24 protein-coding genes are annotated in these 26,595 nt (G+C 71.4%); 23 read left to right on the top strand and 1 reads right to left on the bottom strand.

Annotation, left to right across the window (positions count from 1 at the left end):
• Nucleotides 1-8 precede the first annotated feature (8 nt).
• The 5 genes from ACIOSR_RS02395 (at nt 9) to ACIOSR_RS02375 (ending at nt 7,660) form a co-directional block, all read left to right on the top strand.
• On the top strand, nt 9-980 hold the full coding sequence (locus ACIOSR_RS02395) for a MoxR family ATPase (protein ID WP_200412587.1): 972 nt from the start codon (nt 9-11) through the stop codon (nt 978-980).
• Nucleotides 977-2,440: a DUF58 domain-containing protein gene (locus ACIOSR_RS02390; protein ID WP_342211786.1), complete on the top strand. Its 1,464-nt coding sequence runs from the start codon at nt 977-979 to the stop codon at nt 2,438-2,440. The genes ACIOSR_RS02395 and ACIOSR_RS02390 overlap by 4 nt, the downstream gene beginning before the upstream one ends.
• Complete coding sequence (locus ACIOSR_RS02385; RefSeq protein ID WP_402751739.1) at nt 2,437-4,809, top strand: transglutaminaseTgpA domain-containing protein; 2,373 nt, start codon at nt 2,437-2,439, stop codon at nt 4,807-4,809. The genes ACIOSR_RS02390 and ACIOSR_RS02385 overlap by 4 nt, the downstream gene beginning before the upstream one ends.
• On the top strand, nt 4,809-6,704 hold the full coding sequence (locus ACIOSR_RS02380) for a zinc-ribbon domain-containing protein (RefSeq protein WP_402751738.1): 1,896 nt from the start codon (nt 4,809-4,811) through the stop codon (nt 6,702-6,704). Before ACIOSR_RS02385 ends, ACIOSR_RS02380 begins: the two co-directional genes overlap by 1 nt.
• A gap of 95 nt (nt 6,705-6,799) precedes the next feature.
• Nucleotides 6,800-7,660, top strand: coding sequence for a hypothetical protein (locus ACIOSR_RS02375; RefSeq protein WP_173150989.1), 861 nt, complete (start codon nt 6,800-6,802; stop codon nt 7,658-7,660).
• Here the strand turns inward: ACIOSR_RS02375 and ACIOSR_RS02370 are convergent.
• Entirely contained in the window at nt 7,657-8,673 is a 1,017-nt protein-coding gene (locus ACIOSR_RS02370) for an asparaginase (RefSeq protein ID WP_402751737.1), read from the bottom strand. The two genes, ACIOSR_RS02375 and ACIOSR_RS02370, sit on opposite strands and share 4 nt — an antisense overlap.
• A gap of 69 nt (nt 8,674-8,742) precedes the next feature.
• On the opposite strand from ACIOSR_RS02370, the gene ACIOSR_RS02365 reads away from it, so the two are divergent.
• The 18 genes from ACIOSR_RS02365 (at nt 8,743) to ACIOSR_RS02280 (ending at nt 26,517) form a co-directional block, all read left to right on the top strand.
• The gene (locus ACIOSR_RS02365) at nt 8,743-9,234 is read left to right on the top strand and encodes an OsmC family protein (protein WP_056045857.1); all 492 of its coding nucleotides are present in this window, start codon (nt 8,743-8,745) and stop codon (nt 9,232-9,234) included.
• A gap of 74 nt (nt 9,235-9,308) precedes the next feature.
• The gene (locus ACIOSR_RS02360; RefSeq protein WP_056045854.1) at nt 9,309-9,869 is read left to right on the top strand and encodes an FKBP-type peptidyl-prolyl cis-trans isomerase; all 561 of its coding nucleotides are present in this window, start codon (nt 9,309-9,311) and stop codon (nt 9,867-9,869) included.
• Between the two features lie 36 nt (nt 9,870-9,905).
• Complete coding sequence (locus ACIOSR_RS02355; protein WP_402751736.1) at nt 9,906-10,919, top strand: FKBP-type peptidyl-prolyl cis-trans isomerase; 1,014 nt, start codon at nt 9,906-9,908, stop codon at nt 10,917-10,919.
• Between the two features lie 74 nt (nt 10,920-10,993).
• On the top strand, nt 10,994-12,070 hold the full coding sequence (dxr, locus tag ACIOSR_RS02350; RefSeq protein WP_056045850.1) for a 1-deoxy-D-xylulose-5-phosphate reductoisomerase: 1,077 nt from the start codon (nt 10,994-10,996) through the stop codon (nt 12,068-12,070).
• 133 nt (nt 12,071-12,203) lie between these two features.
• Nucleotides 12,204-13,535, top strand: a complete 1,332-nt coding sequence (locus ACIOSR_RS02345; RefSeq protein WP_199736192.1) for an RIP metalloprotease — start codon at nt 12,204-12,206, stop codon at nt 13,533-13,535.
• 80 nt (nt 13,536-13,615) lie between these two features.
• Nucleotides 13,616-14,764, top strand: coding sequence for a flavodoxin-dependent (E)-4-hydroxy-3-methylbut-2-enyl-diphosphate synthase (gene ispG, locus ACIOSR_RS02340; protein WP_171007237.1), 1,149 nt, complete (start codon nt 13,616-13,618; stop codon nt 14,762-14,764).
• Between the two features lie 229 nt (nt 14,765-14,993).
• A complete protein-coding gene (locus ACIOSR_RS02335; protein WP_056045848.1) occupies nt 14,994-15,917 on the top strand; it encodes a MetQ/NlpA family ABC transporter substrate-binding protein in 924 nt (307 codons plus the stop codon).
• 81 nt (nt 15,918-15,998) lie between these two features.
• A complete protein-coding gene (locus ACIOSR_RS02330; RefSeq protein WP_173150985.1) occupies nt 15,999-17,060 on the top strand; it encodes a methionine ABC transporter ATP-binding protein in 1,062 nt (353 codons plus the stop codon).
• Nucleotides 17,060-17,719, top strand: a complete 660-nt coding sequence (locus tag ACIOSR_RS02325) for a methionine ABC transporter permease (RefSeq protein WP_056045843.1) — start codon at nt 17,060-17,062, stop codon at nt 17,717-17,719. The genes ACIOSR_RS02330 and ACIOSR_RS02325 overlap by 1 nt, the downstream gene beginning before the upstream one ends.
• Nucleotides 17,720-17,774: 55 nt before the next feature.
• Entirely contained in the window at nt 17,775-18,806 is a 1,032-nt protein-coding gene (locus tag ACIOSR_RS02320; protein WP_402751735.1) for an AAA family ATPase, read from the top strand.
• A 5-nt stretch (nt 18,807-18,811) separates the two neighbouring features.
• Complete coding sequence (locus tag ACIOSR_RS02315) at nt 18,812-19,699, top strand: DUF58 domain-containing protein (RefSeq protein WP_173150983.1); 888 nt, start codon at nt 18,812-18,814, stop codon at nt 19,697-19,699.
• Nucleotides 19,686-20,168 (top strand): hypothetical protein, encoded by a 483-nt coding sequence (locus ACIOSR_RS02310; RefSeq protein WP_402751734.1) that lies wholly within the window; start codon nt 19,686-19,688, stop codon nt 20,166-20,168. The genes ACIOSR_RS02315 and ACIOSR_RS02310 overlap by 14 nt, the downstream gene beginning before the upstream one ends.
• On the top strand, nt 20,159-21,157 hold the full coding sequence (locus ACIOSR_RS02305; RefSeq protein WP_056045834.1) for a VWA domain-containing protein: 999 nt from the start codon (nt 20,159-20,161) through the stop codon (nt 21,155-21,157). Before ACIOSR_RS02310 ends, ACIOSR_RS02305 begins: the two co-directional genes overlap by 10 nt.
• Nucleotides 21,154-22,248, top strand: coding sequence for a VWA domain-containing protein (locus tag ACIOSR_RS02300; protein ID WP_402751733.1), 1,095 nt, complete (start codon nt 21,154-21,156; stop codon nt 22,246-22,248). The genes ACIOSR_RS02305 and ACIOSR_RS02300 overlap by 4 nt, the downstream gene beginning before the upstream one ends.
• Nucleotides 22,245-23,081, top strand: a complete 837-nt coding sequence (locus ACIOSR_RS02295) for a hypothetical protein (protein WP_056045829.1) — start codon at nt 22,245-22,247, stop codon at nt 23,079-23,081. Before ACIOSR_RS02300 ends, ACIOSR_RS02295 begins: the two co-directional genes overlap by 4 nt.
• Before the next feature lie 26 nt (nt 23,082-23,107).
• Nucleotides 23,108-24,868 (top strand): proline--tRNA ligase, encoded by a 1,761-nt coding sequence (locus ACIOSR_RS02290; RefSeq protein WP_200412579.1) that lies wholly within the window; start codon nt 23,108-23,110, stop codon nt 24,866-24,868.
• Nucleotides 24,869-25,031: 163 nt separating this feature from the next.
• Nucleotides 25,032-26,021 (top strand): transcription termination factor NusA, encoded by a 990-nt coding sequence (gene nusA, locus ACIOSR_RS02285; protein WP_056045823.1) that lies wholly within the window; start codon nt 25,032-25,034, stop codon nt 26,019-26,021.
• A gap of 4 nt (nt 26,022-26,025) precedes the next feature.
• Complete coding sequence (locus ACIOSR_RS02280; RefSeq protein WP_402751732.1) at nt 26,026-26,517, top strand: YlxR family protein; 492 nt, start codon at nt 26,026-26,028, stop codon at nt 26,515-26,517.
• Nucleotides 26,518-26,595 lie beyond the last annotated feature (78 nt).

The raw sequence follows: 26,595 nt of genomic DNA, 5'->3' as shown, positions 1-26,595 counted from the left end.
GAAGACACATGAGCATGACCCCCGAGCAGGCGACCTGGTTCTCCGACATCTTCGGGCGACTGGTGGCCAACGTCGACCAGGTGCTGCTGGGCAAGACCTTCGTCGTGCGGCTGTCGTTCACGGCTCTGCTGAGCGAGGGGCATCTGCTGCTCGAGGACTTCCCGGGCACGGGCAAGACCTCGCTCGCCCGCGCGATCGCCCAGAGCGTCCAGGGCTCGAGCAACCGTGTGCAGTTCACCCCCGACCTCCTGCCCGGCGACATCACCGGCGTCAGCATCTACGACCAGAAGGCCGGTGGGTTCGAGTTCCACCGCGGGCCGATCTTCTCCAACATCGTCCTCGCCGACGAGATCAACCGCGCCAGCCCCAAGACGCAGTCCGCCCTCCTCGAGGTGATGGAAGAGAGCCGCGTGACCGTGGACGGCGTCAGTCACGCCGTGGGTTCGCCGTTCATGGTGATCGCCACCCAGAACCCGGTCGAGCAGGCCGGCACCTACCGTCTTCCCGAGGCCCAGCTCGACCGGTTCATCATGAAGACCTCGATCGGCTACCCCGACCACGCGGCGACCGTCCGCATCCTCGAGGGCTCCGCCACGAGGGTCCACGAGGGCAGCCTCAACCCGATCGTCCAGGCCGGGGTCATCACCGAGATGGCGCAACTCGCCCGCACCGTGCACGTCGAGCCCACCATCAGCGACTACGTCGCCCGGCTCGTCGACGGGACGCGAACGGCCCAGGAGGTCCGTCTCGGTGTGAGCGTCCGCGGTGCGCTGGCCCTCGTCCGTTCGGCCAAGACCTACGCGGCGTCCCTCGGTCGTCACTACGTGATCCCGGACGACGTCAAGTCGCTCGCCGAGCCCGTGCTCGCCCACCGTCTCGTGCTCGACCCCGAAGCGGAGTTCGACGGGGTCACGCCGTCCAGCGTCGTGAGCCAGCTGCTCATCGAGACGGCGCCACCCGCCGAGCGGGTAGCCGTGTGAGCGAGCGTCCCCGAGGCACCGACCGGGCCGCCCGGCCCGCGCCGGGGTCGACCGTGGACGGGTCCCGCGCCGGCCGGACACGACCGCGGGTCGGCACCCGCGGCGCCGACCAGCGATTCGATTCCGCGTTCTCGACGGGAACGCAAGGACTGACGAACGCCCGGACCCGGATCGTCGGCGACCGTACCGGCATCGGAGCGGACCTGCTCGTCCTGCTGGTCAGGACGACGCGTGGGGCTCGCCGTTCCGTCCGCCGGGCGTTCACCAGCGCCTCCTCGGTGGTCACGCCCTTCGGGTGGTCGATGCTCGTCGCCGCACCGGTCGGGCTGCTCGTCGGCTACCTGCTCGGCTGGACCGAGCTCGTGGTGGTCGGCTTCGCCGCGATCGTCCTGCTGCTCGTCGCAGGGCTCGCTCTCGTCGGACGGAACACCGTCCGCATCACACTCGAGATCCCGCACGAGCGCGTGGCCGTCGGCGCCCCGGCGGCCGGCACCGTGCGGGTGCGCAACGCGAGCGCCCGCCGCATCCTCGGAGTGTCCGTCGAGGTCCCCGTCGGTCCGGGTCTCGCCGAGATCGGCCTGCCGAGCCTCCGATCGGGAGACGAGGTCGCCGAGTCGTTCGACCTGCCCACCACGCGACGCGGCGTCGTGGCCGTGGGTCCGGTCAGCACCGTGCGAGGCGACCCGGTCGGCCTCGCCCGACGCGAGATCGAGTGGACCGGCGTCACCGAGGTGTTCGTGCACCCTCGCACCATCGGCATCCCGAGCACGAGCACGGGTCTCATCCGTGACCTCGAGGGCAACCCGACGCGTGACCTCTCGCCCAGCGACATCTCGTTCCACGCCCTGCGCGAGTACCAGCCGGGCGACGAACGACGGAACATCCACTGGAAGTCGACCGCCAAGACGGGCACCTACATGGTGCGGCAGTTCGAGGAGAGCCGGCGCAGCCACCTGGTCATCGCCCTGAGCCTCGCGGCCGGTGACTTCGCCAACGACGACGAGTTCGAACTGGCCGTCAGCGTCGCGGGTTCTCTCGGTGCCCGCGCCATCCGTGACGCGCGTGAGGTCAGCGTCGTCGTCGGCGAGACCACCCCCGAGTTCGCCAAGCGGAAGAACCTCGAGATCCGCTCCCTGAGCACGCTGACCCGGAACCGCCTGCTCGACGAACTCGCGGTCGTCACGTCGGCGGAGTCGGCGCTGGCCATCACCGACGTCGCGCGGGTGGCGGGTGATCAGGTCGTGGGGATCTCGGTGGCGTTCCTCGTCGTCGGGTCCACGACGACGGTCACCGAGATGCGCGCCGCAGCCCTGCAGTTCCCCCTGGGGGTGGAGGCGGTGGCGATCGTGTGCGACCCCGAGACGGTCCCCGGCATGAGGCGCATCGCCGATCTCACCGTGCTGACCATCGGGTTCCTCGAGGACCTGCAGAAGTCGCTCGCCCGAACGGCGAGCGCATGAGCGTCGTCGACGGGGTCCGGACGCCCGCGGGGCCCGCGGCGCCTCCTCCGCGCGCACGGTCCCGCGCGCGGCCGTCACGACTGCGAGCCCCGTTCGTCGCCTGGGTCGTCGCGTTGTTCGCGGCCTCGCTCGGCGCCGCGACCGTGACCTTCTGGCCGGTGTACGAGAGCGCCGCCTTCGTCGTGCTCGTCGTCGTCGCCTTCGCCGTCGGCGTGGTCATCGCGCTGGGCACGGCCGCCCTCCGGCTGTCGAGCGTGTGGGTGTTCGCGGCGACGATCGTGGCGTACCTGTTGCTCGGGGTGCCGCTCGCCGTGCCGTCGCAAGCCTTCGGCGGCGTGCTGCCCACGGGTCGGGGCCTCCTGACGTTGGTCTCGGCGACCGCTCTCGGCTGGAAGCAGCTCGTCACCATCGCCTTGCCGGTGGGCAGCTACGAGGCCCTGCTGGTGCCGGTCTTCGCGCTGGTCCTCGTCGGCACGGTCGTCGGCCTGTCCGTCGCGCTCCGCAGCCGACGCGGAGAACTCGCCGTCGTCGTTCCCGTCGTCGTCTGGATCGCGGCGATCGTGCTCGGTCCGGGCGAGGCCTGGTGGCCCCGCGTCACCGGTCTCGCCGTGTTGGTGACGGTGGTCGCCTGGGTCGTCTGGTGGCGCCTCCGTCGACGTCGCATCGCGCTCGGGGCCCTCACCACCCGTGCTGTCACGACGTCTGCCGGGCACCGCCCGGTGGCCGTCCGTGCCGTCGTCGGCGCGTTCGCCACGCTGGCCGTCGCAGGGACGGCCGGCACGGTCGCCGTCGCCGCGATCCCGCCGGTCACCTCGCGGACCGTGGCCCGCACGGTGGTCGAGCAACCGTTCGATCCGCGGGACCACGTCAGCCCGCTCAGCGGCTTCCGGGCGTACGAACAGGAGCCCACCGTCGACCAGGCGCTCCTCACGGTCGCGGGCCTCCGCGACGGTCAGCGACTGCGGGTGGCGACGCTCGACACCTACGACGGTGTCGTCTACAGCGTCGGCAGCGGCGAGGTCGACAGCGCCTCCGGGTTCTTCACCCGCGTGCCGTCCGACGTCGACCAATCCCGGGTCGATGGGCAGGCGACCGCGGTGAACGTCACGATCGGTGCCTACGACGACCTCTGGCTCCCCACCGTCGGCCGACTCGAGTCCGTCTCGTTCGGCGGACCCACGGCGGATGCCCGGCGGGACGCGTTCTTCTACAACGACCTCACGGGCACGGCGGCCGTCCTCGGCGGACTGCGACAGGGCGATTCGTACCGACTGGACGCGGTCGAGCCCCGCCAGCCCGGCGACGACGAGCTCGACGCGCTCACACCGGGGACCGCCACCGTGCCGACGCCGCGGGACGTGCCGGACGAGCTCACCTCCTCGCTCGAGGAGGACGTCGCCGGAGTCCAGGGCCCCGGGGCGCGACTCCGGGCGGCGCTGAGCGCCCTGCGCGAGGACGGTTACGTGAGCCACGGCGTCACCGCCGACGAACCCGTCAGCCGATCCGGGCACGGTGCGGACCGCATCGCCCAGCTCTTCACCGACCCCGTCATGATCGGCGACGCCGAGCAGTACGCGACGGCCGCCGCGCTGATGGCCGACCGGCTGGGGTTCCCCGCGAGGGTCGTCATGGGATTCGCCCCCGAGACGGACGGTGGCCCCGTCGACGTCACGGGGTCCAGCGTGACCGCCTGGATCGAGGTCGACACCGCCCAGTACGGCTGGGTGGCGCTCGACCCGAACCCGGCCGAACGTCCCATCCCCGAGGACCAGGTGCAGGACCCGACGCAGATCTCCCGGCCCGAGTCCGTCGTCCAGCCCCCACCCCAGGACCCTCAGATGCGGGACGACCAGACGCCGCCGCAGTCCGAGCAGGACGATCCCGAGACCCCTCCGGCCTGGTTGGCCATCGTCCTGGCGGTCGTGCGGGTCGTCGGCTGGAGCGCCCTCGTCGCCGGAGTGCTCGCGGCCCCGTTCGTGACGGTCGTGGTCCTCAAGGCGCAGCGGCGTCGTCGCCGCCGAACGGCGACGAGTCCCTCCGACCGCATCAGCGGCGGCTGGCACGAGTTCCAGGATGCCGTGGTCGACCACGGCATCCGCACCCCGCCCGCGGCGACCCGGAGCGAGGTCGCCGCCGTCGTCGGTGGCTCGCGTCCCGCAGTGCTCGCCCGGGTGGCGGACCGTGCGGTGTTCTCGCCGAACCCGCCCGCGGAGTCCGACGCCGACCGCGTCTGGACGGCCGTCGCCGAGATGAGACACGCCCTCGGCGTCGGGCTCACGAGGCGGCAGCGGTTCGCCGCGGCGGTCTCGCTCCGATCTTTGCGTGGTTACCATGGGCGCACCCCTCCCGAGCGACAGAGGAACGACTGATGTACTGCCCCACCTGTGCCAGCCCCCTGCCCGTCGGCGCGATGTTCTGCGGCGAGTGCGGTCGGGCGGTCTCGAGCGCAGACCTCGCGGCTGCCCGACGTCGGGCCGACGCCGCCGCCGAGCACGTCGACGCCACCAGTGCGCCCGACCTGCCCGAGGCTCCTCCGCGTGCGACCTCGCACCCCCGCCGCAGCGATGCGCAACCCCCGTGGTGGGTGCGCGACCGTCAGGCCGACACCGGCGTGCCCGGGGTCGAGGTCGAGCCGCCCCGTGTCGATCACGCCCGGTCCGAAGCGTCCGCGTCGGCTCCCGAGCCCCCGGTGTGGCCGGTGGACGATCGAACCGTCGTGTCCACGGGCGAGGACGACCGCCCGACGGCCTCCGAGGAGGCGCGGGCCGAGTCCCCGAGGACCCCTGACCCCGGCAGTCCCGCCGTCCCTGGCATCTCCGCCGTCCCCGACGGCCCCGTCGGGGCCCTCGCGACGCCGCCACCCGAGACGGTCGGATCGCCCACACCGCTCCGAATGCCCTCCGAGCACCCCGACAACGGGCCCCGCCCCTCGTCCGCCCCGCTCTGGACGGCGTCGTTGACGCCTCTCGCATCGGACGAGTCCTCTCCCGACGTGGTGGTCGCCGTCGAACCCCTCTCCGCCGAGGCGCCCCACGGACGTCGAGACGACGACGGCGAGGTCCGGTCAGGCGAGGTCGAGACGTCCACCGCCCCTGACGGAACCCGGCCGGTCGAGAACGACCACACCGAGGGCGCGACCGACCCCGAGGCGACGGTGATGCCGGACGAGTCCGCTCCCTCGTCCGACTCCTCCTCCGAGGTCGTCCCCGGCGACCGGGTCGCGCCTCCTGCGGGCCCGCCGCCTCTCGTGCGGCCGACGGCCGACGGGCCGCGGGACGGCGACACCGCCCCGGTGGCCGCGCTCGGCCGTGACCTCCGCCCGCCGGTCCCGAGCGGGTCCCGGCCCGCCCTCCCCGACTCCGACCGCCCCGAGCCCGTACCGCTCGTCGAGCCCGCACCGCTCGTGGACCCCGTACCGCTCGTCGAACCGGGCTCCGCCGTCGTTCCCGAACGGTGCACGCACTGTGGCGCACCCATCGACGAGGACGACATCTTCTGCGGTGAATGCGGTGCGGTCGTGCAGTCGGTCGCCTTGTCGTTCACGGGGCCTGTCGTCCCGCTCCCGCCCGAATGGAGACCCGACGACGAGTCCGTCCTCCGCCGTCGTTCCGCCACACAGGACCGTGAGGGCGCCGGATCGGGCTCCGACGACGCCGGGACCTCTCCGGACGGCCCGGGCTCCGGCGACGACGTACCCGTCCGAGACGAGGCCGACGACCGGCAGGACGATACGCCACGCCCGGCACCCGAACCGATCGACCACGTCCCGGGATTCCGCGCCGAACGACCGGCGGCGACTCCGACGCCGAGCGTCGCCGACCTCCCCCCTGCTCCCACGTCGTCGTCGGCTCCGTCCTGGCGCCCGCGTCGGGTGCCCGTGGACCTGCCCGACGACGCCGACGTCGACGAGACCCGGATCGTCCGTCGTGGTGCACTCGGAACCGAGTACGTGCTGCAGTTCAGCACCGGTGAGAGCATCACGGTCGACGGGACCGGCCTCGTCGGCCGTGCACCGACGCCCCAGCCGGGGGAGCGCTTCGACCAGCTCGTCCGCATCGTCGATCCCGGCAAGTCCGTGTCGAAGACGCATCTGGAGTTCGGTCAGGAGGCCGGAGCCCTCTGGGTCAGCGACCGGTGGTCCGGCAACGGGACGGTCGTCCGTCCTCGTGACCTCCCGCCCCGCCGTGCCGATCCCGGAGTCCGCGTCCGCGTGACGCGTGGAACCCGGGTCGAGATCGGCGAGCAGTTCTTCGTCGTGGTCTGACCCACGGCTCCTCCCCACGCGGAAGGGTGGTCGGTCCTTCCCCCGGCCCGACCACCCGGTACCCGCCGCGGACGGTGCTCCGCTCCACTGGAGTCATGAACTCCTCGACCACCGCGGCGTCACCGGTCCTGCCGTCCCGCGTCCGGCTGCCGTCCGGGCCTACGAGACCCCGCCCGACGGCGACGCCCGTGGCGGCGATGTCGACGGGTGCCGTCGTGTCCGCGTGCGGTGCTCTCGTCCCGTGGACCGCGCCGCCTGCCGTCCTCGGGCTCTCGCTCGCGACGGCTCTCGCGGTCCTCGTCGGCTGGGCCGTCGACCGTGTCGTCGGGGCGACGCTCACGGCACGGCGCGAACGGTCGAGGTTCCTGGCCGCCCTCGACGACGTCGACGAGGTCGTCGCGCGCCTCCGGGCGGTGCGGTCGCGTGAGCTGGCCGACTGGTACCCGACGGCCGATCGGCTCGACGAGTGCGACGTCGCACGTCGTCCGACCCGGGTGCTGGTGCTCGGGGTGGGTCGCGCCTCCAGCGGGCTCGTCCTCGAGGGGCGTCCCGAGGACGACCTCGAGCCGGGCGACCCGGTCGCCCATCGTCTGGCACGCCTCCGGGCCGAGGCGGCCACCCTCGACGAGGCCCCGCTGTGCGTGCCCCTCTCGTCGGCCGTGAGGGTCGTCGGTCCACCCGTGGTGGCCGAGGCCGTGGCGTCGGGCCTCCGCCGTCAGCTGCGGGCCGCAGGGGCATCGTCGGTCGACGCGGCCGCGGCGATCGACTGCGTGGTGGTCCGGGCGCCGACCTCGGGCGGGGCCCGGCCCGAGGCCGAGCCACCCCCGGTCGACACCGTCGTCGTGATCGGTCAGGACGGAGGAGCGACGGTCACCCTCAAGGACGGCCGGCCGTGCCGACAGAGCCTGCGGGTCGCCTTCGTGTCGGTGCTCGACGACGTCGCGCGGTGCGCCTAGCGGTCGACCCCGCTGCCCAGGCGGATGCGGCCCACCAGGCCGTCACCGCCGGTGACCTTCTCGAGCGTGCGCTCGACGACGCGAGCGGCGGCGGCGGCGTCGACGGCCCCTTCGTCGACCAGGAGGCGCAGCGCGACCAGGGTGCCGGCCCTCACGTTCCCGTCGAGCACCTTCACGGCCACCGCGACGCCGTCGGTCGTGCCCATCACCATGACGCCCTCGGCGCCGAGCTTGGCCAACACGCCCAGCTCGTCGATCGTCACCGTGTTGGCTCGACCGGGACCGTCGATCGCCCAGGCGTCGCCCAGGACGGCCTCGACGAGATGCGCGGCGTGGCCGTCGCGTCCCGACCCGGTCGTGCCGACCGACCCGGTGATGCGCGCGATCGCCCGGGCCAGGCCGACCACGGTGGTCGCGATCACCGGGGCACCGCAGCCGTCGACGCCGGAGTGGTCAGCGGCCTCGCCGGTGAACTCGGCGACCGTCTCGCGCACCGCGGCCTGCAGGGGGTGGTCGGTGGCGACGTAGCGGGACGGGTCCCAGTCGTTCTCGGCACAGGCGAGGAGGAACGCGGCGTGCTTGCCCGAGCAGTTCATCGCGAGCCGGCGCGGCGCGGTGGCCTCGCGGGCGCTGGCCCGGTCACCGGGCCAGTCCGGCGGGCAGAGGAGGTCGTCCTCGGTGCTGCCCGACCGGCCGAGCAACGCCTCGACCACCTCGAGGTGGGCGGGCGTGCCCGCGTGGCTCGCCGTGGCCAGCACGGCCTGGGGGCCGTCGAGGGAGACCCCCGACCGCAGCACCGTGAGCGCTTGCAACGGCTTGAGGCACGAGCGCGGGTAGATGGTCGCGTCGGCGTCCCCGATCCGACGCAGTTCGCGTCCGTCGGCGTCCACGACGACACCGGCTCCGAGGTGACGGCTCTCGTCCCAACCCGAGCGCTCGAGCACGGCCAGCTCGACGCTGGCCGAGGCGGTCAGGGGGTGACGGGAGGGCGCGGCGGGGCGGGGGTCGGTCATGATGGGGAGTGTACCGAGGCCCGCCAAGCGACCACGTCGCACCGACGAGGGGCCCGAGAGGGAGGCAGCATGCTCGACCACGACTACGCCGTCGACGTCCGTTGGACGGGCGACCGGGGCGAGGGCACGACCTCGTACCGTTCGTACGGCCGCGACGCCACGATCGTCGCCACCGGCAAGCAGCACGACGTCCTGGCGTCGGCCGACCGCACCTTCCACGGTGACGCGGACCGCTGGAACCCCGAGGAGCTGCTGCTCGCCGCACTGGCGCAGTGCCACCTGCTCAGCTACCTGCACGTCGCCGCGGCCGCCGGGGTGGTCGTGGTCGCGTACGAGGACGCCGCCGTGGGACGGATGACCCAGACGCACGACGGGGGTGGTCGCTTCACCTCGGTGACCCTGCGGCCCCGGGTGACCGTCGCCGACGACGACATGGTCGAGCGCGCCCTCGAGCTGCACGCCGAGGCGAGCCGCAAGTGCTTCATCGCCGCGTCGGTCGCCTTCCCGGTCGGTCACGAGCCCACCGTCGTGGCGGTGTCCAGAGAAGCCGACCCGGCGTGAGGCAGAATGGCACGGCACCTCCGCCGCGCCGAGCCCCACGGCACGACCCCCGTCACCCCGACCGAGAGATCCCCATGCGCCGTTCCCTCGCCCTCCTGGCCGTCCCCGCCCTCCTCCTGTCGCTCGCGGCCTGTGCCGGTGACGCCGGCGGGTCCTCCGATGCGGCGACGCCGAGCAGCTCGTCGCAGGCGACCTCCGACGTCCCGCTGCGCGCCTCGGGCGAGCCCCAGGCCCCGCAGGACGGGTTCCCGACGGTCGAGCTCGACGCCGACGGCCGCCCGACGGTGACCGTCCCCGACGCGGACGCTCCGACCGAACTCGGTGTCGAGACCCTGATCAAGGGCGACGGAGCCACGGTCCAGGCCGGTGACACCGTCACCGTCCAGTACCAGGGCGTCATCTGGAACACGGGCGAGATCTTCGACGAGAGCTGGTCGCGCGGTGCACCGGCCACCTTCTCGACCGACCAGGTCATCACCGGCTTCGCGGACGGCATGGTCGGGCAGACCGTCGGATCGCAGACCGTCGTCGTCATCCCGCCGGCCGACGGTTACGGCGAGGCCGGCGCCCCGCAGGCCGGCATCTCGGGCACCGACACGCTCGTCTTCGTCATCGACATCCTCGCCGTCTCCTAGTCGACCGTCGCCGCCGACCCCCGACACGACTCCCCGATGATCCGCACCGCGCCTCCTCGTTCGTCCGCCCGTGTCCGCCGAGGACGGTTCGCCGCCGTGGCGGCCGTTCCGCTCGTCGTCCTCGTGCTGAGCGGATGCACGGGGGGTTCCACCTCACCGTCGCCGACGGCGAGCGGCGCGGCGGGTGACTGCAAGGCTCCGGCGTCCGGGGAGCTCTCCGACGGCGTCGACGTCACGGGCGAGGTCGAGAGCAAGCCCGAGGTCGTCTTCGACACCCCGCTCAAGGTCCCGTCGACCCAACGCACCACCCTGGTCGAGGGCAGCGGCGAGGTCGCCGGGCAGGGCGCGGTGGCCAACGTCCGCATCGCGGTCTACGACGCGACCACCGGGGCCGAGGTCACCTCGGCCGGTTTCGACGAGGGCCAGCAGCCCACGCAGCTCACGGTGAGCACCGACTACTACGTGCCGGGCATCGTCGACGCGATCGCCTGCGTGCCCTCGGGCAGCCGCACGGTGACCGTCGCCTCGGCGGCCGACATGACGACCGCGACCGCGGGGGAGCAGGCGGCCACACCCACGCCCGTGGTGATCGTCGCGGACGTCGTCTCGATCGTGCCGACCAAGGCGACGGGTGAGGCCCAGCCCCCGAAGGACGGTTTCCCGACGGTCGAGCTCGCCGACGACGGTCGGCCCACCGTGACGATCCCGCCCGGCACCGAACCGCCGTCCGACCTGCAGATCGAGGTCCTGAAGAAGGGCGACGGCCCCGTCGTCCCCGACCCCGCGAACGTCACCGTCCAGTACCAGGGCGTGAACTGGACCACCGGCGAGGTCTTCGACCAGAGTTGGGGCAAGGGAACGCCGACACCGTTCTCGACCGACCAGGTCGTGCCCGGGTTCGCCAAGGCCATGATCGGTCAGACGGTCGGCTCGCAGGTCGTGGTGATCATCCCGCCCGCCGAGGGCTACGGCGAGGCCGGTCAACCGTCGGCCGGCATCGGGGGCACCGACACGCTCGTCTTCGTCATCGACATCCTCTCCGTCGCCTAGCCCCCGGTCCGCCCCACCACGGCTCGCCTCACGGCGGTGGGCGGCCCCGACGAAGCTCGCCCTAGGCTGACCCCATGCGTCGCATCACGATCCTCGGCTCCACCGGTTCGATCGGGGTCCAGGCCCTCGACGTCGTCCGGGCCCACCCCGACCTCTTCGAGGTCGTCGGCCTCTCCGCCGGTTCCGACCGTGAGGGCGTGGCCGCGCAGGCCGCCGAGTTCGGGGTCGAGCACACGGCGCTCGGCACCGACGAGTCGGTGCAGCTCGTCCGCGACGTCCGGGCCGACGTCGTCCTGAACGGCATCACGGGCTCGGTCGGCCTCGCGCCGACCCTCGCCGCCCTCGACTCTGGGGCGTCGCTCGCCCTGGCCAACAAGGAGAGTCTGATCGTCGGAGGCGACCTCGTGACGAAGCGCGCCGCCCCCGGCCAGATCGTGCCGGTCGACTCCGAGCACTCGGCGATCGCGCAGGCGCTGCGGTCGGGCTCCGACCGCGAGGTGCGTCGGCTCGTCCTGACGGCGTCGGGTGGGCCGTTCCGCGGCCGGACACGGGAATCGCTGGCCGACGTCACCCCGCGCGAAGCGCTCGCGCACCCCACCTGGGACATGGGCCTGGTGGTGACGACGAACTCGTCGACCCTCGTCAACAAGGGTCTCGAGGTGATCGAGGCGCACCTGCTCTTCGACGTCGACTACGACCACATCGACGTCACGGTGCACCCGCAGTCGATCGTCCACTCGATGGTCGAGTTCGTCGACGGCTCGACCATCGCCCAGGCCTCGCCTCCCGACATGCGCCTCCCGATCTCACTCGGGCTCGCCTGGCCGGACCGCGTCGAGGGCGTGGGGGTCCCGCTCGACTGGACCCGCGCCTCCACCTGGACGTTCGAGCCCCTCGACGAACAGGCCTTCCCGGCCGTGCGACTCGCCAAGCAGGTCGGGCGCGCGGGGGGGACGTACCCGGCCGTCTTCAACGCGGCCAACGAGCAGGCCGTCCTGGCGTTCCACGCGGGACGCGTCGGGTACCTCGACATCCTCGACGTGGTCGAGGCCGTCGTCGACCGGCACACCGCGGGCGAGAGCAGCCTCGAGGGCGTGCTCGAGGCCGAACGCTGGGCCCGTGCCGAGGCGGACGCGCTCCTGGCCCGCTGAGCCCGCCACGCTGCCGGCCCGCTGAGCGCCCGCGATGCCGGCCCACTGAGCCCGCCGCCCCAGTTCGGGGCTCCCAGCGTCGTCATGGCCCCGACGCGGTGGACGTCCGGGCACGGGCGGCTAGCCTTGCCCGGTGCAGACGATCCTCCTCTTCGTGCTCGGCGTCCTGGTCATGGTCGTCGGGTTGGCCGTGTCGATCGCCCTGCACGAGGTGGGCCACCTCGTGCCGGCGAAGAAGTTCGGCGTGAAGGTCGGCCAGTACATGATCGGCTTCGGGCCGACCGTCTTCTCGCGCAAGAAGGGCGAGACCGAGTACGGCGTCAAGGCCCTGCCGCTCGGCGGCTACATCTCGATGTCGGGCATGTTCCCCCCGGGAAGGACCGGGGGAGGCGCGCGCCAGTCGAGCACCGGCTTCTTCAACACCCTCGTGCAGGACGCCCGGACGGCCAGCGCCGAGACCGTCGACGAGGGCGACGAATCGCGCACCTTCTACCGCCTGCCCGTGTACAAGCGCGTCATCATCATGCTCGGCGGCCCGTTCATGAACCTGCTCATCGCGATCGCCCTGTTCGCGGTGCTGCTCTGCGGTTTCGGCGTCCAGCAGGCGAGCACGACGGTCGGCAGCGTCAGCACCTGCGTCCTGCCCGCCGGCTCCACCGAGACGAGCTGCCCCTCGGACGCGCCCGAGGCCCCGGCCTACGCCGCGGGCATGCTGAACGGCGACCGCATCGTGTCGATCGACGGGACGACCGTGACCGACGGCGACCAGATCACGGGCATCCTGCAGCGTTCTCCCGGCGACACCCTCGACGTCGTGGTCGACCGCGACGGCACCGAGCGCACGCTCCAGGTGACTCCGGCCCTGTCCGAGCGCTACGTGACGACGTCGAGCGGGGCCGTGGCGACGAACCCCGACGGCAGCTCGCAGACGCAGGAGGTCGGTTTCGTCGGCATCGGGTTCGCCTACGAGAAGGTGCGCGAGCCCGTGACGGCCGTGCTGCCGGCGGTCGGCGACAACATCTCGCACGTCGTCGGCGTCATCGTCACCCTGCCGCAGCGTCTGGTCGGGGTGGCCCAGGCCGCCTTCGGCGGGGCCGAGCGCGACCCGAACGGACCGGTCAGCGTCGTCGGCGTCGGTCGCATGGCGGGCGAGATCGCCAGCCTCGACACGATCCCGGTGGTCGACCGCATCAGCACCCTCGTCGGGCTGCTCGCGAGCCTCAACGTCGCCCTCTTCGTGTTCAACCTGGTGCCGCTGATGCCGCTCGACGGCGGTCACGTGGCCGGGGCCCTGATCGAGGCGATCCGCCGCGGCTTCGCCAAGCTCCTCCGCCGGCCCGACCCGGGCCCGGTCGACACGGCCAAGGCCATCCCCGTGACCTTCGCCATCGTGATCCTGCTCGGCGGCATGACCGTCCTGCTCACCTACGCCGACATCGTGAACCCGATCGACATCTTCGGCTGACGTCCGGTCGCGAGCGACCCGTGACGCACCGGTCACGCGTCCGTCACTCGGCGTCCAGCGCCGAGGTTTACGATGACTCCGTGCCAGCAGTCAATCTCGGAATGCCGAAGGTCCCCGAAGTCCTCGCCCCGCGCCGCAAGACGCGGCAGATCAAGGTCGGCAAGGTGCTCGTGGGTGGCGACGCCCCCGTCAGCGTGCAGTCGATGACCACGACTCCGACCCCCAACATCAACGCCACCCTGCAGCAGATCGCCGAGCTCACGGCCAGCGGCTGCGACATCGTGCGCGTCGCCGTGCCGAGCCGTGACGACGCCGAGGCCCTTCCGATCATCGCGAAGAAGAGCCAGATCCCGGTCATCGCCGACATCCACTTCCAGCCCAACTACGTCTACCAGGCGATCGACGCCGGGTGCGCGGCGGTCCGGGTCAACCCCGGCAACATCCGCAAGTTCGACGACCAGGTCGGCAAGATCGCCGCCGCGGCGAAGGCCGCCGGCGTCTCGATCCGCATCGGCGTCAACGCCGGCTCGCTCGAGCCCAGCATCCTGCAGAAGTACGGCAAGGCCACCCCCGAGGCGCTCGTCGAGTCCGCCGTGTGGGAGGCCTCGCTCTTCGAGGAGCACGACTTCCACGACTTCAAGATCTCGGTCAAGCACAACGACCCGATCGTCATGGTCAAGGCGTACCGCCAGCTCGCCGAACGCGGCGACTGGCCCCTGCACCTCGGAGTGACCGAGGCCGGGCCCGAGTTCCAGGGGACGATCAAGTCGGCCACGGCCTTCGGCATCCTGCTGAGCGAGGGCATCGGCGACACCATCCGCGTCAGCCTCAGCGCCCCGCCGGCCCAAGAGGTCAAGGTCGGCTTGCAGATCCTGCAGTCGCTCAACCTGCGCGAGCGCAAGCTCGAGATCGTCAGCTGCCCGAGCTGCGGTCGCGCCCAGGTCGACGTCTACAAGCTGGCCAACGACGTCACCGACGGGCTCGAGGGCATGACCGTCCCGCTGCGCGTCGCCGTCATGGGCTGTGTCGTCAACGGTCCTGGCGAGGCCCGCGAGGCCGACCTCGGCGTCGCCTCGGGCAACGGCAAGGGTCAGATCTTCGTCAAGGGCGAGGTCATCAAGACCGTTCCCGAGTCCGAGATCGTCCAGACCCTCATCGACGAGGCAAACCGTCTCGCCGCCGAGATGCCCCCCGGCGAGCTGGGCTCGCCCGAGGTCGTCACCGTCTGACCGGGTCCACCCCGGGGGCGACGCGACCCCGTCAGGAGGCGCGGTGCGAGAGATCTCGCACCGCGCCTCCTTCGCGTGGTCACGTCCGCGGCCGGGCCGACGGGGCCGTGTGTCGTCGTGTGACGCCCCGATGTGACGCGCCCCGGGGCGTCCGCCAGCATGGACGACGCACCGTGACGGCCCCGGCCCACCCCCGAGCGGTGCTCCCGCAGCGCCCCGAGAGGAACCCATGACCAGCAGCGCCCCCCTGATCGACGCCCCCAAGAAGGGCCCCGGTCGTCTGATCGCCGTCATCGTCGCGGTCGTCGTCGTGCTCGCCGCCGTCGGCATCGCGATCGGAGTCACCCGCGGCGGTGGCGACGACGAGACCGTCCGCATCGGCGTCGTGGGCGCGAGCGACCCGTACTGGGCCGACTTCGTGCAGGCCGCGGCGGACGAGGGCATCACGGTCGACCTCGTGGACTACTCGGACTACGAGCAGCCGAACCCCGCCCTCGCCGACGGCGAGATCGACCTGAACCAGTTCCAGCACATCGTCTACCTCGCGCAGTACGACGTGGCATCCGGCAACGACATCGTGCCGATCGGTTCGACGGCGATCTACCCCCTGCCCCTGTACTCGTCGAAGTACACCGAGCTGAGCGACTTCCAGGAGGGTGACACCATCGCGATCCCCGACGACTCGAGCAACCTGGCCCGCGCCCTGCTCGTCCTGCAGTCGAACGGGCTGGTCTCGCTGAAGGACGGCGGGACGATCTTCTCGGGCGTCAACGACGTCGACGAGTCGAAGTCGAAGGTGAAGGTCGCGACGGTGAGCGCCGACCTCGCCGCCACGTCACTGCCCGACTACGCCGGTGCGATCATCAACAACGACTTCGCGACGAAGGCCGGTCTGTCGACCGACGACGTCATCGCTCAGGACGACCCCAACGACCCCTCGTCGGTGCCCTACGCCAACGTCTTCGCCGCCCGTGCGGAAGACAAGGACGATGCCACCTACCAGAAGCTCGTCCAGATCTACCAGGACACCAAGGCCGTCACCGACGGCGTCGTCGACAACTCGGGTGGCACGGCGATCATCACGAAGATCCCCGCGAGCGACCTCGAGAAGTCGCTGACCGAGACCGAGAAGCTCGTCGAACAGAACGGCTGACCCACCAGGTCGCCACCCCGGCCCGGACCGCGCGCAGCATCCGCTCGCGGTCCGGGCCTCCGCCCGTGCCGAGGAGAACGCGTGCCCGCCATCACCCTGACCGACGTCGTCAAGACGTACCCGCCCCGTGAGAAGGGCGCCGCACCGCTGACCGCGGTCGACGGCGTCAGCCTCGAGATCGCCGAGGGCGAGATCTTCGGCATCATCGGCTACTCGGGCGCGGGGAAGAGCACCCTCGTCCGCCTCGTCAACGCCCTCGAGCCCACGACGAGCGGGAGCATCCGCGTCGACGGCCGCGAGATCACCGGCCTCCGTGAGCGCGAACTGCGCTCGGTCCGGGCCGGCATCGGCATGATCTTCCAGCAGTTCAACCTGTTCTCGTCGAAGACGGTCTGGGGCAACGTCGAGTTCCCGCTCAAGGCGGCGGGGGTACCCAAGGACGAGCACCAGCGGCGGATCAGCGACCTGCTGCACTTCGTCGGCCTCGGTGACAAGGCCCACGCGCGGCCGGACCAGCTCTCGGGCGGTCAGAAGCAGCGCGTCGGCATCGCCCGCGCGCTCGCGACGAACCCCCGCATCCTGCTCGCCGACGAGGCGACGAGCGCCCTCGACCCCGAGACGACCAGCGAGGTGCTCGCCCTGCTCAAACGCGTCAACGCCGAGCTCGGCATCACCATCGTCGTGATCACCCACGAGATGGACGTCATCAAGTCGATCGCCGACCGGGTGGCCGTGATGGACTCCGGTCGTGTCGTCGAGACCGGCCCCACCTTCGAGGTGTTCTCCGACCCGAAGCAGGCGTCGACCAAACGGTTCGTCTCGACGGTCATCGCGGGCACGCCGCACGGTGACGAACTCGATGCGCTGCGGGCCCGCCACCCCGGCGTCCTGGTGTCGGTGCGCATCGCCGAGGGTGGCGTCGACCAGCGCGACGTCTTCGCGCTGCTCGCGCGGCACGGCCTGTCGTTCGAGATCGTCTTCGGCGGCGTGAACGACATCCAGGGACGCACGTTCGGCACCCTGACCCTCGCCGTGACCGGCGACGACGCGGCCGTCCGAGCGGCCGTCGCCGACCTGGGCGACGACGCGAACGAGCTGCCCACCTCGCCGACGACGTCGGTCCGACCCACGGAAGGACGCTGATGGACTCCCTGATCGAACTGCAGCCGATGCTGTGGCAGGCGGCCGTCGAGACCGTCTACATCGTCGCCCTGACCCTCCTCTTCGGCGGCATCGGCGGACTCCTGCTCGGCCTGGCGCTGTACCTGACGCGGGGCGGAGCCCTCTTCGCGAACCGCGTCGTCTACGGCGTGCTGAACGTGGTCGTCAACGTGTTCCGACCGATCCCGTTCATCATCTTCCTGGCCGCGGCCCAGCCGTTGGCGAGGTTCGTCATAGGGTCGGGCAGCGGCAACCCGGCCATCATCTTCACCCTGTCGCTCGCCGCGTCGTTCGCCATCTCGCGCATCGTGGAACAGAACCTGCTCACCGTGCAGCCGGGCGTCATCGAGGCCGCACGGGCGGCGGGGGCCGGCCCGGCCCGCATCATCGGAACGGTGCTGCTGCCGGAGGCGCTCGGACCGCTCGTCCTCGGCTACACGTTCATCTTCGTCGCGCTGGTCGACATGTCGGCGGTGGCCGGCTACATCGGCGGCGGCGGGCTCGGCAACTTCGCCCTGCTCTACGGCTACCGGCAGTTCGACCCGGTCGTGACCTGGGCCGCGGTGCTGCTGATCATCGTGCTGGTGCAGCTCGTCCAGTTCCTGGGCAACTGGCTGGCGAGGCGCGCGCTGCGGCGATGAGATGTGGTGTTCGGGGGCACGGGAGCTGTCGGGGGACTGGTTTACAGTGGGGCGCGTGACCGACACCGCCACCGCCAGCCAGACCCCGCCGCCGGCTCCGGCCCCCGTGACTCCCGCCGAGCTCGAGCGGGCTCGGCAGATCGTCGGGGCGGTGTCGCAGGCGTTCGGTCGCAAGGTCGTGGGTCAGACCGCACTCCGCGACACCCTGCTCGTCGCCCTCATCACCGGCGGGCACGTCCTGCTCGAGAGCGTCCCGGGGTTGGCCAAGACGACCGCGGCCCAGACCATCGCGCAGTCGATCGACGCGAGCTTCCGGCGCATCCAGTGCACGCCCGACCTCCTGCCGAGCGACATCACGGGCACCCAGATCTACGACGCCCAGAAATCGACCTTCGTCACCCAGCTCGGGCCGGTCCACTCGAACTTCGTCCTGCTCGACGAGATCAACCGCTCGAGCGCCAAGACCCAGAGCGCCATGCTCGAGGCGATGCAAGAGCGCCAGACGACCATCGGGGGGACGGTCTACCGACTGCCGTCGCCCTTCCTCGTCCTGGCCACCCAGAACCCGATCGAGCAAGAGGGCACCTACCAACTGCCCGAGGCGCAGCTCGACCGCTTCCTGTTGAAAGAGATCCTCGACTACCCGACCCCCGCCGAAGAGGCCGAGATCATCCGGCGCATCGAGAGCGGCGTCTACGACGAGGCCGCCGCACCGTCCACGGGCGTCGGCCTGGCCGACGTCGTCTACCTGCAAGATCTGGCCAAGCGCGTCTACGTCGACGCGTCGATCGTCAACTACATCGTGCAGCTCATCTACGTCACGCGGCATCCGCAGCAGTACATCCCGGCGACCCTCGCCGACTACGTCGAGTTCGGGGCCAGCCCCCGGGCCAGCATCGCCTTCATGCAGGCGGCCCGTGCCCTCGCCCTGCTGCGCGGGCGCGACTACGTCATCCCCGAAGACGTCAAGCACCTGCGGCACTCCGTGCTGCGACACCGCATGATCCTCAACTACGAGGCCACGGCCGACGAGGTCGCGCCCGAGACGATCATCGACGCCGTGTTCGGCGCCGTCCAGACCCCCTGACGCCGGTGGCCAGCCTGTTGCTGCGCGTCCGGACGAAGATGGGGCTGTTCGCCCACCGACGCACGATCGACCTGCTCGAGGGCGGCTACGCCTCGGTGCACCACGGGCGCAGCCACGACTTCGACGACCTCCGGGCCTACGTCCCGGGCGACGAGGTGAAAGACATCGACTGGAAGGCCACGGCCCGTCACGGCGAGCCCCTGGTCAAGCGGTACATCGCGAGCCGCCGGCAGAACCTCGTCCTCGTGATGGACACCGGTCGCAACATGGCCGCGACGGCCACGAGTGGCGAAAGCAAGAAAGACATCGCCCTGATGGCGGCCGGCGCCCTCGCCTACATCGCCGCCAAGCACGGGGACGTCGTGTCACTGGTGGCGGGTGATTCGTCGGGCACACGCGCGCACCCGGCGGGCGCGACCGAAGCCCACCTCGAGACCCTCCTGCGGCAGGTCGACCGACGCGTCGACCTCGACGCCCCGACGAGCGACCTCGCGGCCGTGCTCGAGTGGGTCGCGCGGGGCATCCGGCGGCGCTCCATGCTGCTCGTGATCACCGACGACTTAGCGATCGACGATCGCATCACCCGGTTGCTCCGGCGTCTGCGCGCGCAGCACGAGGTCGTCTGGCTGACGATCGGCGACGCCGACCTGATGACGCGCGCGGGTCGGGCGGGCGAGGTCTTCGACGTCCGCGAGATGGCCGGACTGCCGGCGTACCTGCGCGAGAACGCGCAGCTCCGTCGAGAGTTCGACGACTCCTCCCTGCGGCGCGTCGGCGACACCGAGCGCGAGCTCCTGGCCCTCGGCATCAGCAGCCAACGGCTCGGCAGCCAGGCCGAGGTCGTTCCCGGGCTGTTCACCCTGATCGAGAAGCACCGTCGTGTCGGGCGCTGACGACTTCTTCGGGCCCTACCAGTACCCGCTCTGGGTGCTCTGGCTGGTGCTCGGCCTGGTCGGGCTGGCGCTGGTGGCCGCCTGGTACGTCTTCGTGATCCGTCTCTCGGCCCGCCGCCTCCCTCCGGCCCAGCGGGCGGCCCGCGCGGCCTCCCGACCGGTCGCCCTCGCCGACACCAAGGCGAAGTACCTCGCCCTGATCGACGAGGTCGAGACGGCCGCGTCCTCGGGGCGGCTGAACGACCGTGGCGTGCACTCCCGGCTCAGCCTGCTCCTGCGGTTCTTCGCGCACGAGACGAACGGGGTCGACACCCACGTGATGACCCTCGCCGACCTCCGCGAGTCGAACCTGCCCCGGCTCGTCGGTGCGGTCGAGCAGTACTACCCGCCGGCCTTCCGGCTCGAAGCGCCCGGCGACCCGGCCCGTGCCGTCGCCACCGCGAGGGACCTGGTGTCGTCATGGGGCTGATCTTCTGGTGGGTCCCGTTGGTCGCACTGGCGGTCGTGGCGGTCGCGGCATGGCTCTACGTGCGGTGGAGGCGCCGCGACAGAGCGCGCCTCCGTCGCCTCGGCGTCCCGGTCGCGCACGGCGAGCGGCTGACCGCGCTGCCCGCGTACCAGCGCGTCGTCCGGCGCTACCGTGCCGCGCTCGCGGTCGTGCTCGTCGCCATGGTGGCGCTGACCGGCATCAGCGTCCTGCTCGCGGCCCGCGTATCGAGCACCGACGTCGTCGAGCCCCAGTCGTACAAGCGCGACATCATGCTCTGCCTCGACGTGTCGGGTTCGATGACCGAGGTCGACTCGCAGATCGTCGACACGTTCTCGACCCTCTCGCAGGGGCTCGACGGCGAACGCGTCGGGCTGTACCTCTTCGACAGCTCGGCCGTGCAGGCGTTCCCCCTCACCGACGACTACGACTTCGTGCGCACGCAACTCGAGCAGTACCGCGACTCGTTCGACACCATGGGCGAGAACGGGACCCGCTACTGGACGGGCACCGACCTCGGTGACGGTGCGTCGCTGATCGGCGACGGTCTGGCGTCGTGCGTCCTCGGGTTCGGCGACGACGACAGCACGCGGCCCAAGTCGGTCGTGCTCGCCACCGACAACTACGTCAACGGCAAGGCCCTGCTCACGCTCACCGAGGCGGCCGACCTGGCGACCGAGCGGGATGTCCGCGTGTACGCGGTGAACCCCGCCGACCACGCCACGGACGCCGTGGCCGACCAGGTCGCCGCCGAACTGCGCACCGCGGCCGAGTCGACCGACGGTGGCTACTACGCCCTCGACGACTCGACGACCGTGCCGCAGATCGTCGACGAGATCGACGCCCGCGAGGCGGGGCTCTTCACCGGTGCCCGACGGCTCGTGGTGACCGACCACCCGCAGGCCCTGGCGATCGCCGCCCTGCTCGTAGCGATGGGCGGGCTCGTCTTGCTCTGGCGGGTGCGCCTGTGATCGCCCGGGCGCTGGTGTTCCAGCCCGTCCTGCCCTGGTGGCTCCTCGCCGTGGCCGCCGTCGCCCTGCTCGGGTTCACGGGCTGGCGCGTGGTGGCCGAGCGGGGCCGACGACGGGCCCTTCTCACCTGGGTGCGACGTCTGGTCATCGTCGCCCTGCTCCTCGTCGTCGCCGTGCGGCCGAGCCTGCCGGGCGGGTCGGCGCAGGCGTCGGTCGCCCAGCTCAACGTCTTCTTCGTGGTCGACACGACGTCGAGCATCGCGGCGGAGGACTGGGGCGACGGTCGGCGTCGACTCGACGGGGTGCGGGCCGACATCGCCGAGGTCACCTCGCAGCTGGCGGGAGCCCGGTTCTCGCTGCTGTCCTTCGACAGCACCGCCGTCCTGCGGACGCCGCTGACCGACGACGCCTCCGCCGTGGTCGCCGCCGCCGACGCCATGAACCAAGAGGTCACCTACTACTCGAGCGGCAGTTCCGTCAGCGAGGCGAACGACCTGCTGGCCGAGCGGCTGTCCGAGGCCCGGCAGAGTGCGCCCGAACGGGCCAACGTCGTCTACTACCTCGGCGACGGCGAGCAGACCAGCGGCACCGAGCCCGAGAGCTTTGCGGCATCCGCCGGCGACGTCGACGGCGGTGCCGTCTTCGGCTACGGCACCGAGCGGGGAGGCAAGATGCGCGTCTTCGACGGCTACGGCGACGAGTACTCGACGAAGGAGTACATCCAGGACCGCACACAGCCCGGCGATCCCGATGCCGTCTCGACGATCGACGAGGACGCCCTGCGGCGCATCGCCGATCAGCTCGGCGTGCCGTACGTGCACCGCACGGCGGACACATCCGTCGACGCTGCGGTCGCGGACGCCCGCGACGGCGCCGTGGCCTCCGACGAGGGGCGGGCCGACAGCCTGATCGACCTCTACTGGATCGCCGCGATCCCCCTGTTCGTCCTGCTGCTCCTCGACGTCGCACTCGTGGCGAGGGCACTGGGCGAGGTCCGTCCACCACGGCCCGTCCGCGCCGGACGCGGTCGAGGGCGCGATGCGCCGTCGGGACTCGACGCCTCACGACCCGAGAGGGGAGTCCGCTCGTGACCGACACCCTCGTCCCCCCGCCCGTCGACGAGATCCGCCGCGCCCACGAGGCCGAGGCCGGGCCCGACGTCGAGCAGTACCGGAGACGCCTCCGGCGTCGGCTGCTGCTCTGGTCGGCCCCGGTCGTGCTCGTCGTGCTGCTCGTGGCCCTGAAGCTGCTGAGCCTGCCCGCCTTCGCCGCCCTGACGCAGTGGTCGTACGGCGACAGGGAGTTCGAGCGCAGCGCCTCCTGGTCCGAACCCCTCGGCGTCGCCAACGTGGTCGAGCCCTGGGTGCACCACTTCGACCGGGGGACCGCCTACGCCCAGATCGGCGTGCTCGACGTCGCGCGTCAGGAGTTCGTCACGGCACTCGACCTCGCCCCCGACGACGCCACGATCTCGTGCGTCATCCGGGTCAACCTGGTTCTCACGATCGAGGCCCAGGGCGATGCTGCCCTGCTCGAACTGCGCTACGCCGACGCCGAGGCGCTGTACGAACTCGGGGCGAAGACCGTCGACGAGGCTCCCGAGGGGTGCTTCCAGCCGCCGGAGGACCCCCGGCAGCCCGACACCTCCCAGCCGCTCGACGACGCCCAGCAGCGCCTCGACGAGAAGGGGCAGCAGGCCCAGGGGGGCGAGGGCGACGAGCAGCAGCCGGGAGGGGACGACGGCAGCGATCCCGGCGCCGGGGGAGACGAGCCCGGCGAGGGCGAGGGGCAGGCCGAGTCCGACGACCCGCTCGACCAACTGCAGCAGCAGGGCGAACAGAGCCAGCAGCAGCAACAGCAGGACACCGACCGCGACCGCTACTACGAGCAGAACCCGGGTGACTACGACGGCAAGCCGTGGTGACCCGGGCACGCCCCTAAGCTGGACGGGTGTCCACACGTCTCTCCCAGCTCTTCGTCCGCACCCTCCGAGAAGACCCCTCCGACGCCGAGGTGACCAGCCACCGGCTGCTCGTCCGTGCCGGGTACATCCGCCGTCAGGCACCGGGGGTCTTCGCCTGGCTGCCGCTCGGCCTGCGCGTCAAGGCGAAGATCGAGGCGGTCATCCGTGACGAGATGCAGGCCGCCGGCGCCCAAGAGGTGCACTTCCCCGCCTTGCTGCCTCGCGAGCCCTACGAGGCCACCGGGCGGTGGACCGAGTACGGCGACGGCATGTTCCGCCTCAAGGACAGGAAGGACGCCGACTACCTCCTGGCCCCCACGCACGAGGAAGCCTTCACCCTCTTGGTGAAGGACCTCTACTCGTCCTACAAGGACCTCCCGCTGACGCTGTTCCAGATCCAGGACAAGTACCGCGACGAGGCTCGACCCCGGGCCGGCCTGCTGCGCGGCCGCGAGTTCACCATGAAGGACGCCTACTCGTTCGACGCGTCCGACGCCGGTCTGGACGACAGCTACCAGAAGCAGCGCGACGCCTACGAGCGCATCTTCACGCGGCTCGGCCTCGAGTACGTCATCGTCAAGGCGGATGCCGGGGCCATGGGTGGTTCGCGCAGCGAGGAGTTCCTGCACCCCACCACCATCGGCGAGGACACCTTCGTCCGCTCGGCGGGCGGCTACACCGCCAACGTCGAGGCCTTCACGACGATCGTCCCCGACACGGTCCCGCTCGAGGGCCTGGCCCCCTCCCGACGCCTGGCCCCGGCCGACACGCCGACCATCGACTCGCTGGTCGCCCAGCTCAACGCCGACGAGTCCCGCGACTCCGGGCCCTGGACGGCCGCCGACACGCTCAAGAACGTCGTCGTCGCACTCAGCCACCTCGACGGACGCCGTGAGCTCGTCGTGGTCGGCCTGCCGGGTGACCGTGAGGTCGACATGAAGCGGCTCGAGGTCGCCTTCGCCCCGGCCGAGGTCGAGGCCGCCGGCGACGCCGACTTCGCGAAGAACCCCGTGCTGGTCCGCGGCTACCTCGGCCCCCAGGTGCTCGGCGGCGAGTCCGACTCGGGCATCCGCTACTTCGTCGACCCGCGCGTGGTCGAGGGCTCGGCCTGGGTCACCGGGGCGAACGAGAAGGGCGTGCACGTCGCCGACCTCGTCATGGGCCGCGACTTCACCGCGGACGGCACCATCGAGGCCGCGCAGGTCCGCGAGGGCGACCCCGCGCCCGACGGTTCCGGCCCCATCGAGACCGCCCGCGGCATGGAGATCGGTCACGTCTTCCAGCTCGGCCGCAAGTACGCCGAGGCGCTCGGCCTCAAGGTGCTCGACGAGAACGGCAAGCAGGTCACGGTCACGATGGGCTCGTACGGCATCGGCGTCACGCGCATCCTCGCGGTGATCGCCGAGGCGAACAACGACGCCAAGGGTCTGATCTGGCCGGCCAACGTCGCCCCCTTCGACGTCCACGTCGTGGCCACGGGCAAGGACCCCGTGGTCTACGAGGTCGCCGAGAAACTCACCGCCGACCTCGAGGCCCACCGTCTCGACGTCCTCTACGACGACCGACCCAAGGTCTCGCCCGGCGTCAAGTTCGGCGACGCCGAACTCCTCGGCGTGCCGCAGATCGTCGTCGTCGGCCGTTCGGCCGGCGAGGGCGTCGTCGAGCTCTGGGACCGCCGCACGGGCGAGCGCACGCCGGTCCCCGTGGCCGAGGCCGTCGCGACCCTCACGGCTCCGCGAGCGTCCTGAGCGCCGGCACCGCGCCTCCTCGTCCCGGTCGTGACGACCCCGAGGAGGCGCGGTGCCGGGCTCGCGGACGGTCCGCCGTCCACCCCGCTCTCGGGTACCGTAGGGGGATGCTGCGCGCGCCATCGTGCGTGCAGCCTGCAGATCTGAATAGTGGAGGCCCTCAGTGGACATCGACCTGAGCGTGCTGCGTCTCATGGAGCGCGAGCGTGAAATCCCCTTCGACGAACTCGTGCGCATCATCGAGCAGGCCATCCTCACGGCCTACCTCAAGCACACGAACCAGCCCGAGAGCCGCATCCCGGTCGCTCGCGTCGAACTCGACCGCAAGACCGGGCACGTCTCGGTCTTCGCCATCGAACGCGACGACGAGGGCGAGGTCGTGGGCGAGTCCGTCGACAGCCCCAGCGACTTCGGCCGCATCGCGGCCTTCGCGGCCAAGCAGGTCATCAACCAGCGCCTGCGCGACATCGGCGACGACAAGGTGCTCGGCCAGTTCAAGGGCCGCGAGGGCGACATCGTCGCGGGCGTGATCCAGCAGGGGCCCAACCCCCGCATGATCCACGTCGACCTCGGCACCGTCGAGGCGATCCTCCCGCCCGAGGAGCAGGTGCCGGGTGAGAAGTACGCCCACGGCTCGCGCATCCGCGTGTACGTCACGGGCGTCAGCAAGGGCACCAAGGGGCCGCAGATCACGGTCTCGCGCACCCACCCGTCGCTCGTGCGCAAGCTCTTCGCCCTCGAGGTGCCCGAGATCGCCAGCGGCGTCGTCGAGATCGTCTCCCTGGCCCGCGAGGCCGGCCACCGCACCAAGATGGCCGTCCGTGCGACCGAGCCCGGCGTCAACGCCAAGGGCGCCTGCATCGGCGAGATGGGGCAGCGCGTCCGCGCCGTCACCACCGAACTCAACGACGAGAAGATCGACATCGTCGACTACTCGAGCGACCTCCCCACCTTCGTCGCCAGCGCCCTGTCGCCGGCCAAGGTGTCGTCGGCCTTCGTGATCGACGCGTCCACCAAGGCCGTCCGGGCGCTCGTCCCCGACTACCAGCTGTCGCTCGCCATCGGCAAGGAGGGCCAGAACGCCCGCCTCGCCGCGAAGCTCACGGGCGCGCGGATCGACATCCAGCCCGACAGCATCCTCGAAGACGACTGAGTGGATGTCGATCCGCGCGCCGGGTCGACGACGCGCCAGCGTCGGCGGCCCGGTCTCGGGAATGACCCATCCAGCCCGACAGCATCATCGAAGACGACTGATCGCCCCGACGAGAACCCGGGTGGCCGAGGGCGACCGGCGCACCACGCCGTTCGCCCTCGGCGTCTCCCGTCCGACGACCCGAGGGGGTAAGGTGGAACCCGTCAGAACGTGCATCGGTACTCGAGCGCGCGCTCCGCGATCCGCACTCGTGCGGGTCGTCGCCCGAAACGGACGTCTCGTGGTCGATCCGACCGCGACCCTTCCCGGGCGGGGTGCGTGGTTGACGCCGTCGATCGACGCGTTCGAGTCGGCAGTGAAGCGCAAGGCCTTCCGCCGTGCGCTCCGCCTCGACTCCGAACCCGACGTCGACGAGCTCCGCGCCCACCTCGCGCGGATCACCACTTCACGACCCATCGCCACGACAGAACAGGCTGAACGGCACATGGACAACTAATGAGCAACCACTAATGAGCGGCTCGAAATGAGACCCGTCCAGAACTAAGGCTCTTCCCGTCTCGGGAAGGGCCCGAGA

The organism is Frigoribacterium sp. NPDC087798 (genome assembly GCF_044742985.1).
GTDB lineage: Bacteria > Actinomycetota > Actinomycetes > Actinomycetales > Microbacteriaceae > Frigoribacterium.
The sequence above is the reverse complement of the archived record's forward strand: the minus strand, read 5'-3'. Positions and strand labels throughout refer to the sequence as shown.

Bases quoted from the DNA above. Each gene is read 5' to 3' on its own strand.
- ACIOSR_RS02395 (WP_200412587.1), top strand. From the start codon at position 9: ATGAGCATGACCCCCGAGCAGGCGACCTGGTTCTCCGACATCTTCGGG.
- ACIOSR_RS02355 (WP_402751736.1), top strand. From the start codon at position 9,906: ATGATCCGCACCGCGCCTCCTCGTTCGTCCGCCCGTGTCCGCCGAGGA.
- ACIOSR_RS02385 (WP_402751739.1), top strand. From the start codon at position 2,437: ATGAGCGTCGTCGACGGGGTCCGGACGCCCGCGGGGCCCGCGGCGCCT.
- ACIOSR_RS02370 (WP_402751737.1), bottom strand. From the start codon at position 8,673: ATGACCGACCCCCGCCCCGCCGCGCCCTCCCGTCACCCCCTGACCGCC.
- ACIOSR_RS02325 (WP_056045843.1), top strand. From the start codon at position 17,060: ATGGACTCCCTGATCGAACTGCAGCCGATGCTGTGGCAGGCGGCCGTC.
- dxr (WP_056045850.1), top strand. From the start codon at position 10,994: ATGCGTCGCATCACGATCCTCGGCTCCACCGGTTCGATCGGGGTCCAG.
- ACIOSR_RS02360 (WP_056045854.1), top strand. From the start codon at position 9,309: ATGCGCCGTTCCCTCGCCCTCCTGGCCGTCCCCGCCCTCCTCCTGTCG.
- ACIOSR_RS02375 (WP_173150989.1), top strand. From the start codon at position 6,800: ATGAACTCCTCGACCACCGCGGCGTCACCGGTCCTGCCGTCCCGCGTC.
- ACIOSR_RS02335 (WP_056045848.1), top strand. From the start codon at position 14,994: ATGACCAGCAGCGCCCCCCTGATCGACGCCCCCAAGAAGGGCCCCGGT.
- ACIOSR_RS02305 (WP_056045834.1), top strand. From the start codon at position 20,159: ATGGGGCTGATCTTCTGGTGGGTCCCGTTGGTCGCACTGGCGGTCGTG.
- ACIOSR_RS02280 (WP_402751732.1), top strand. From the start codon at position 26,026: ATGTCGATCCGCGCGCCGGGTCGACGACGCGCCAGCGTCGGCGGCCCG.
- ACIOSR_RS02365 (WP_056045857.1), top strand. From the start codon at position 8,743: ATGCTCGACCACGACTACGCCGTCGACGTCCGTTGGACGGGCGACCGG.
- ACIOSR_RS02380 (WP_402751738.1), top strand. From the start codon at position 4,809: ATGTACTGCCCCACCTGTGCCAGCCCCCTGCCCGTCGGCGCGATGTTC.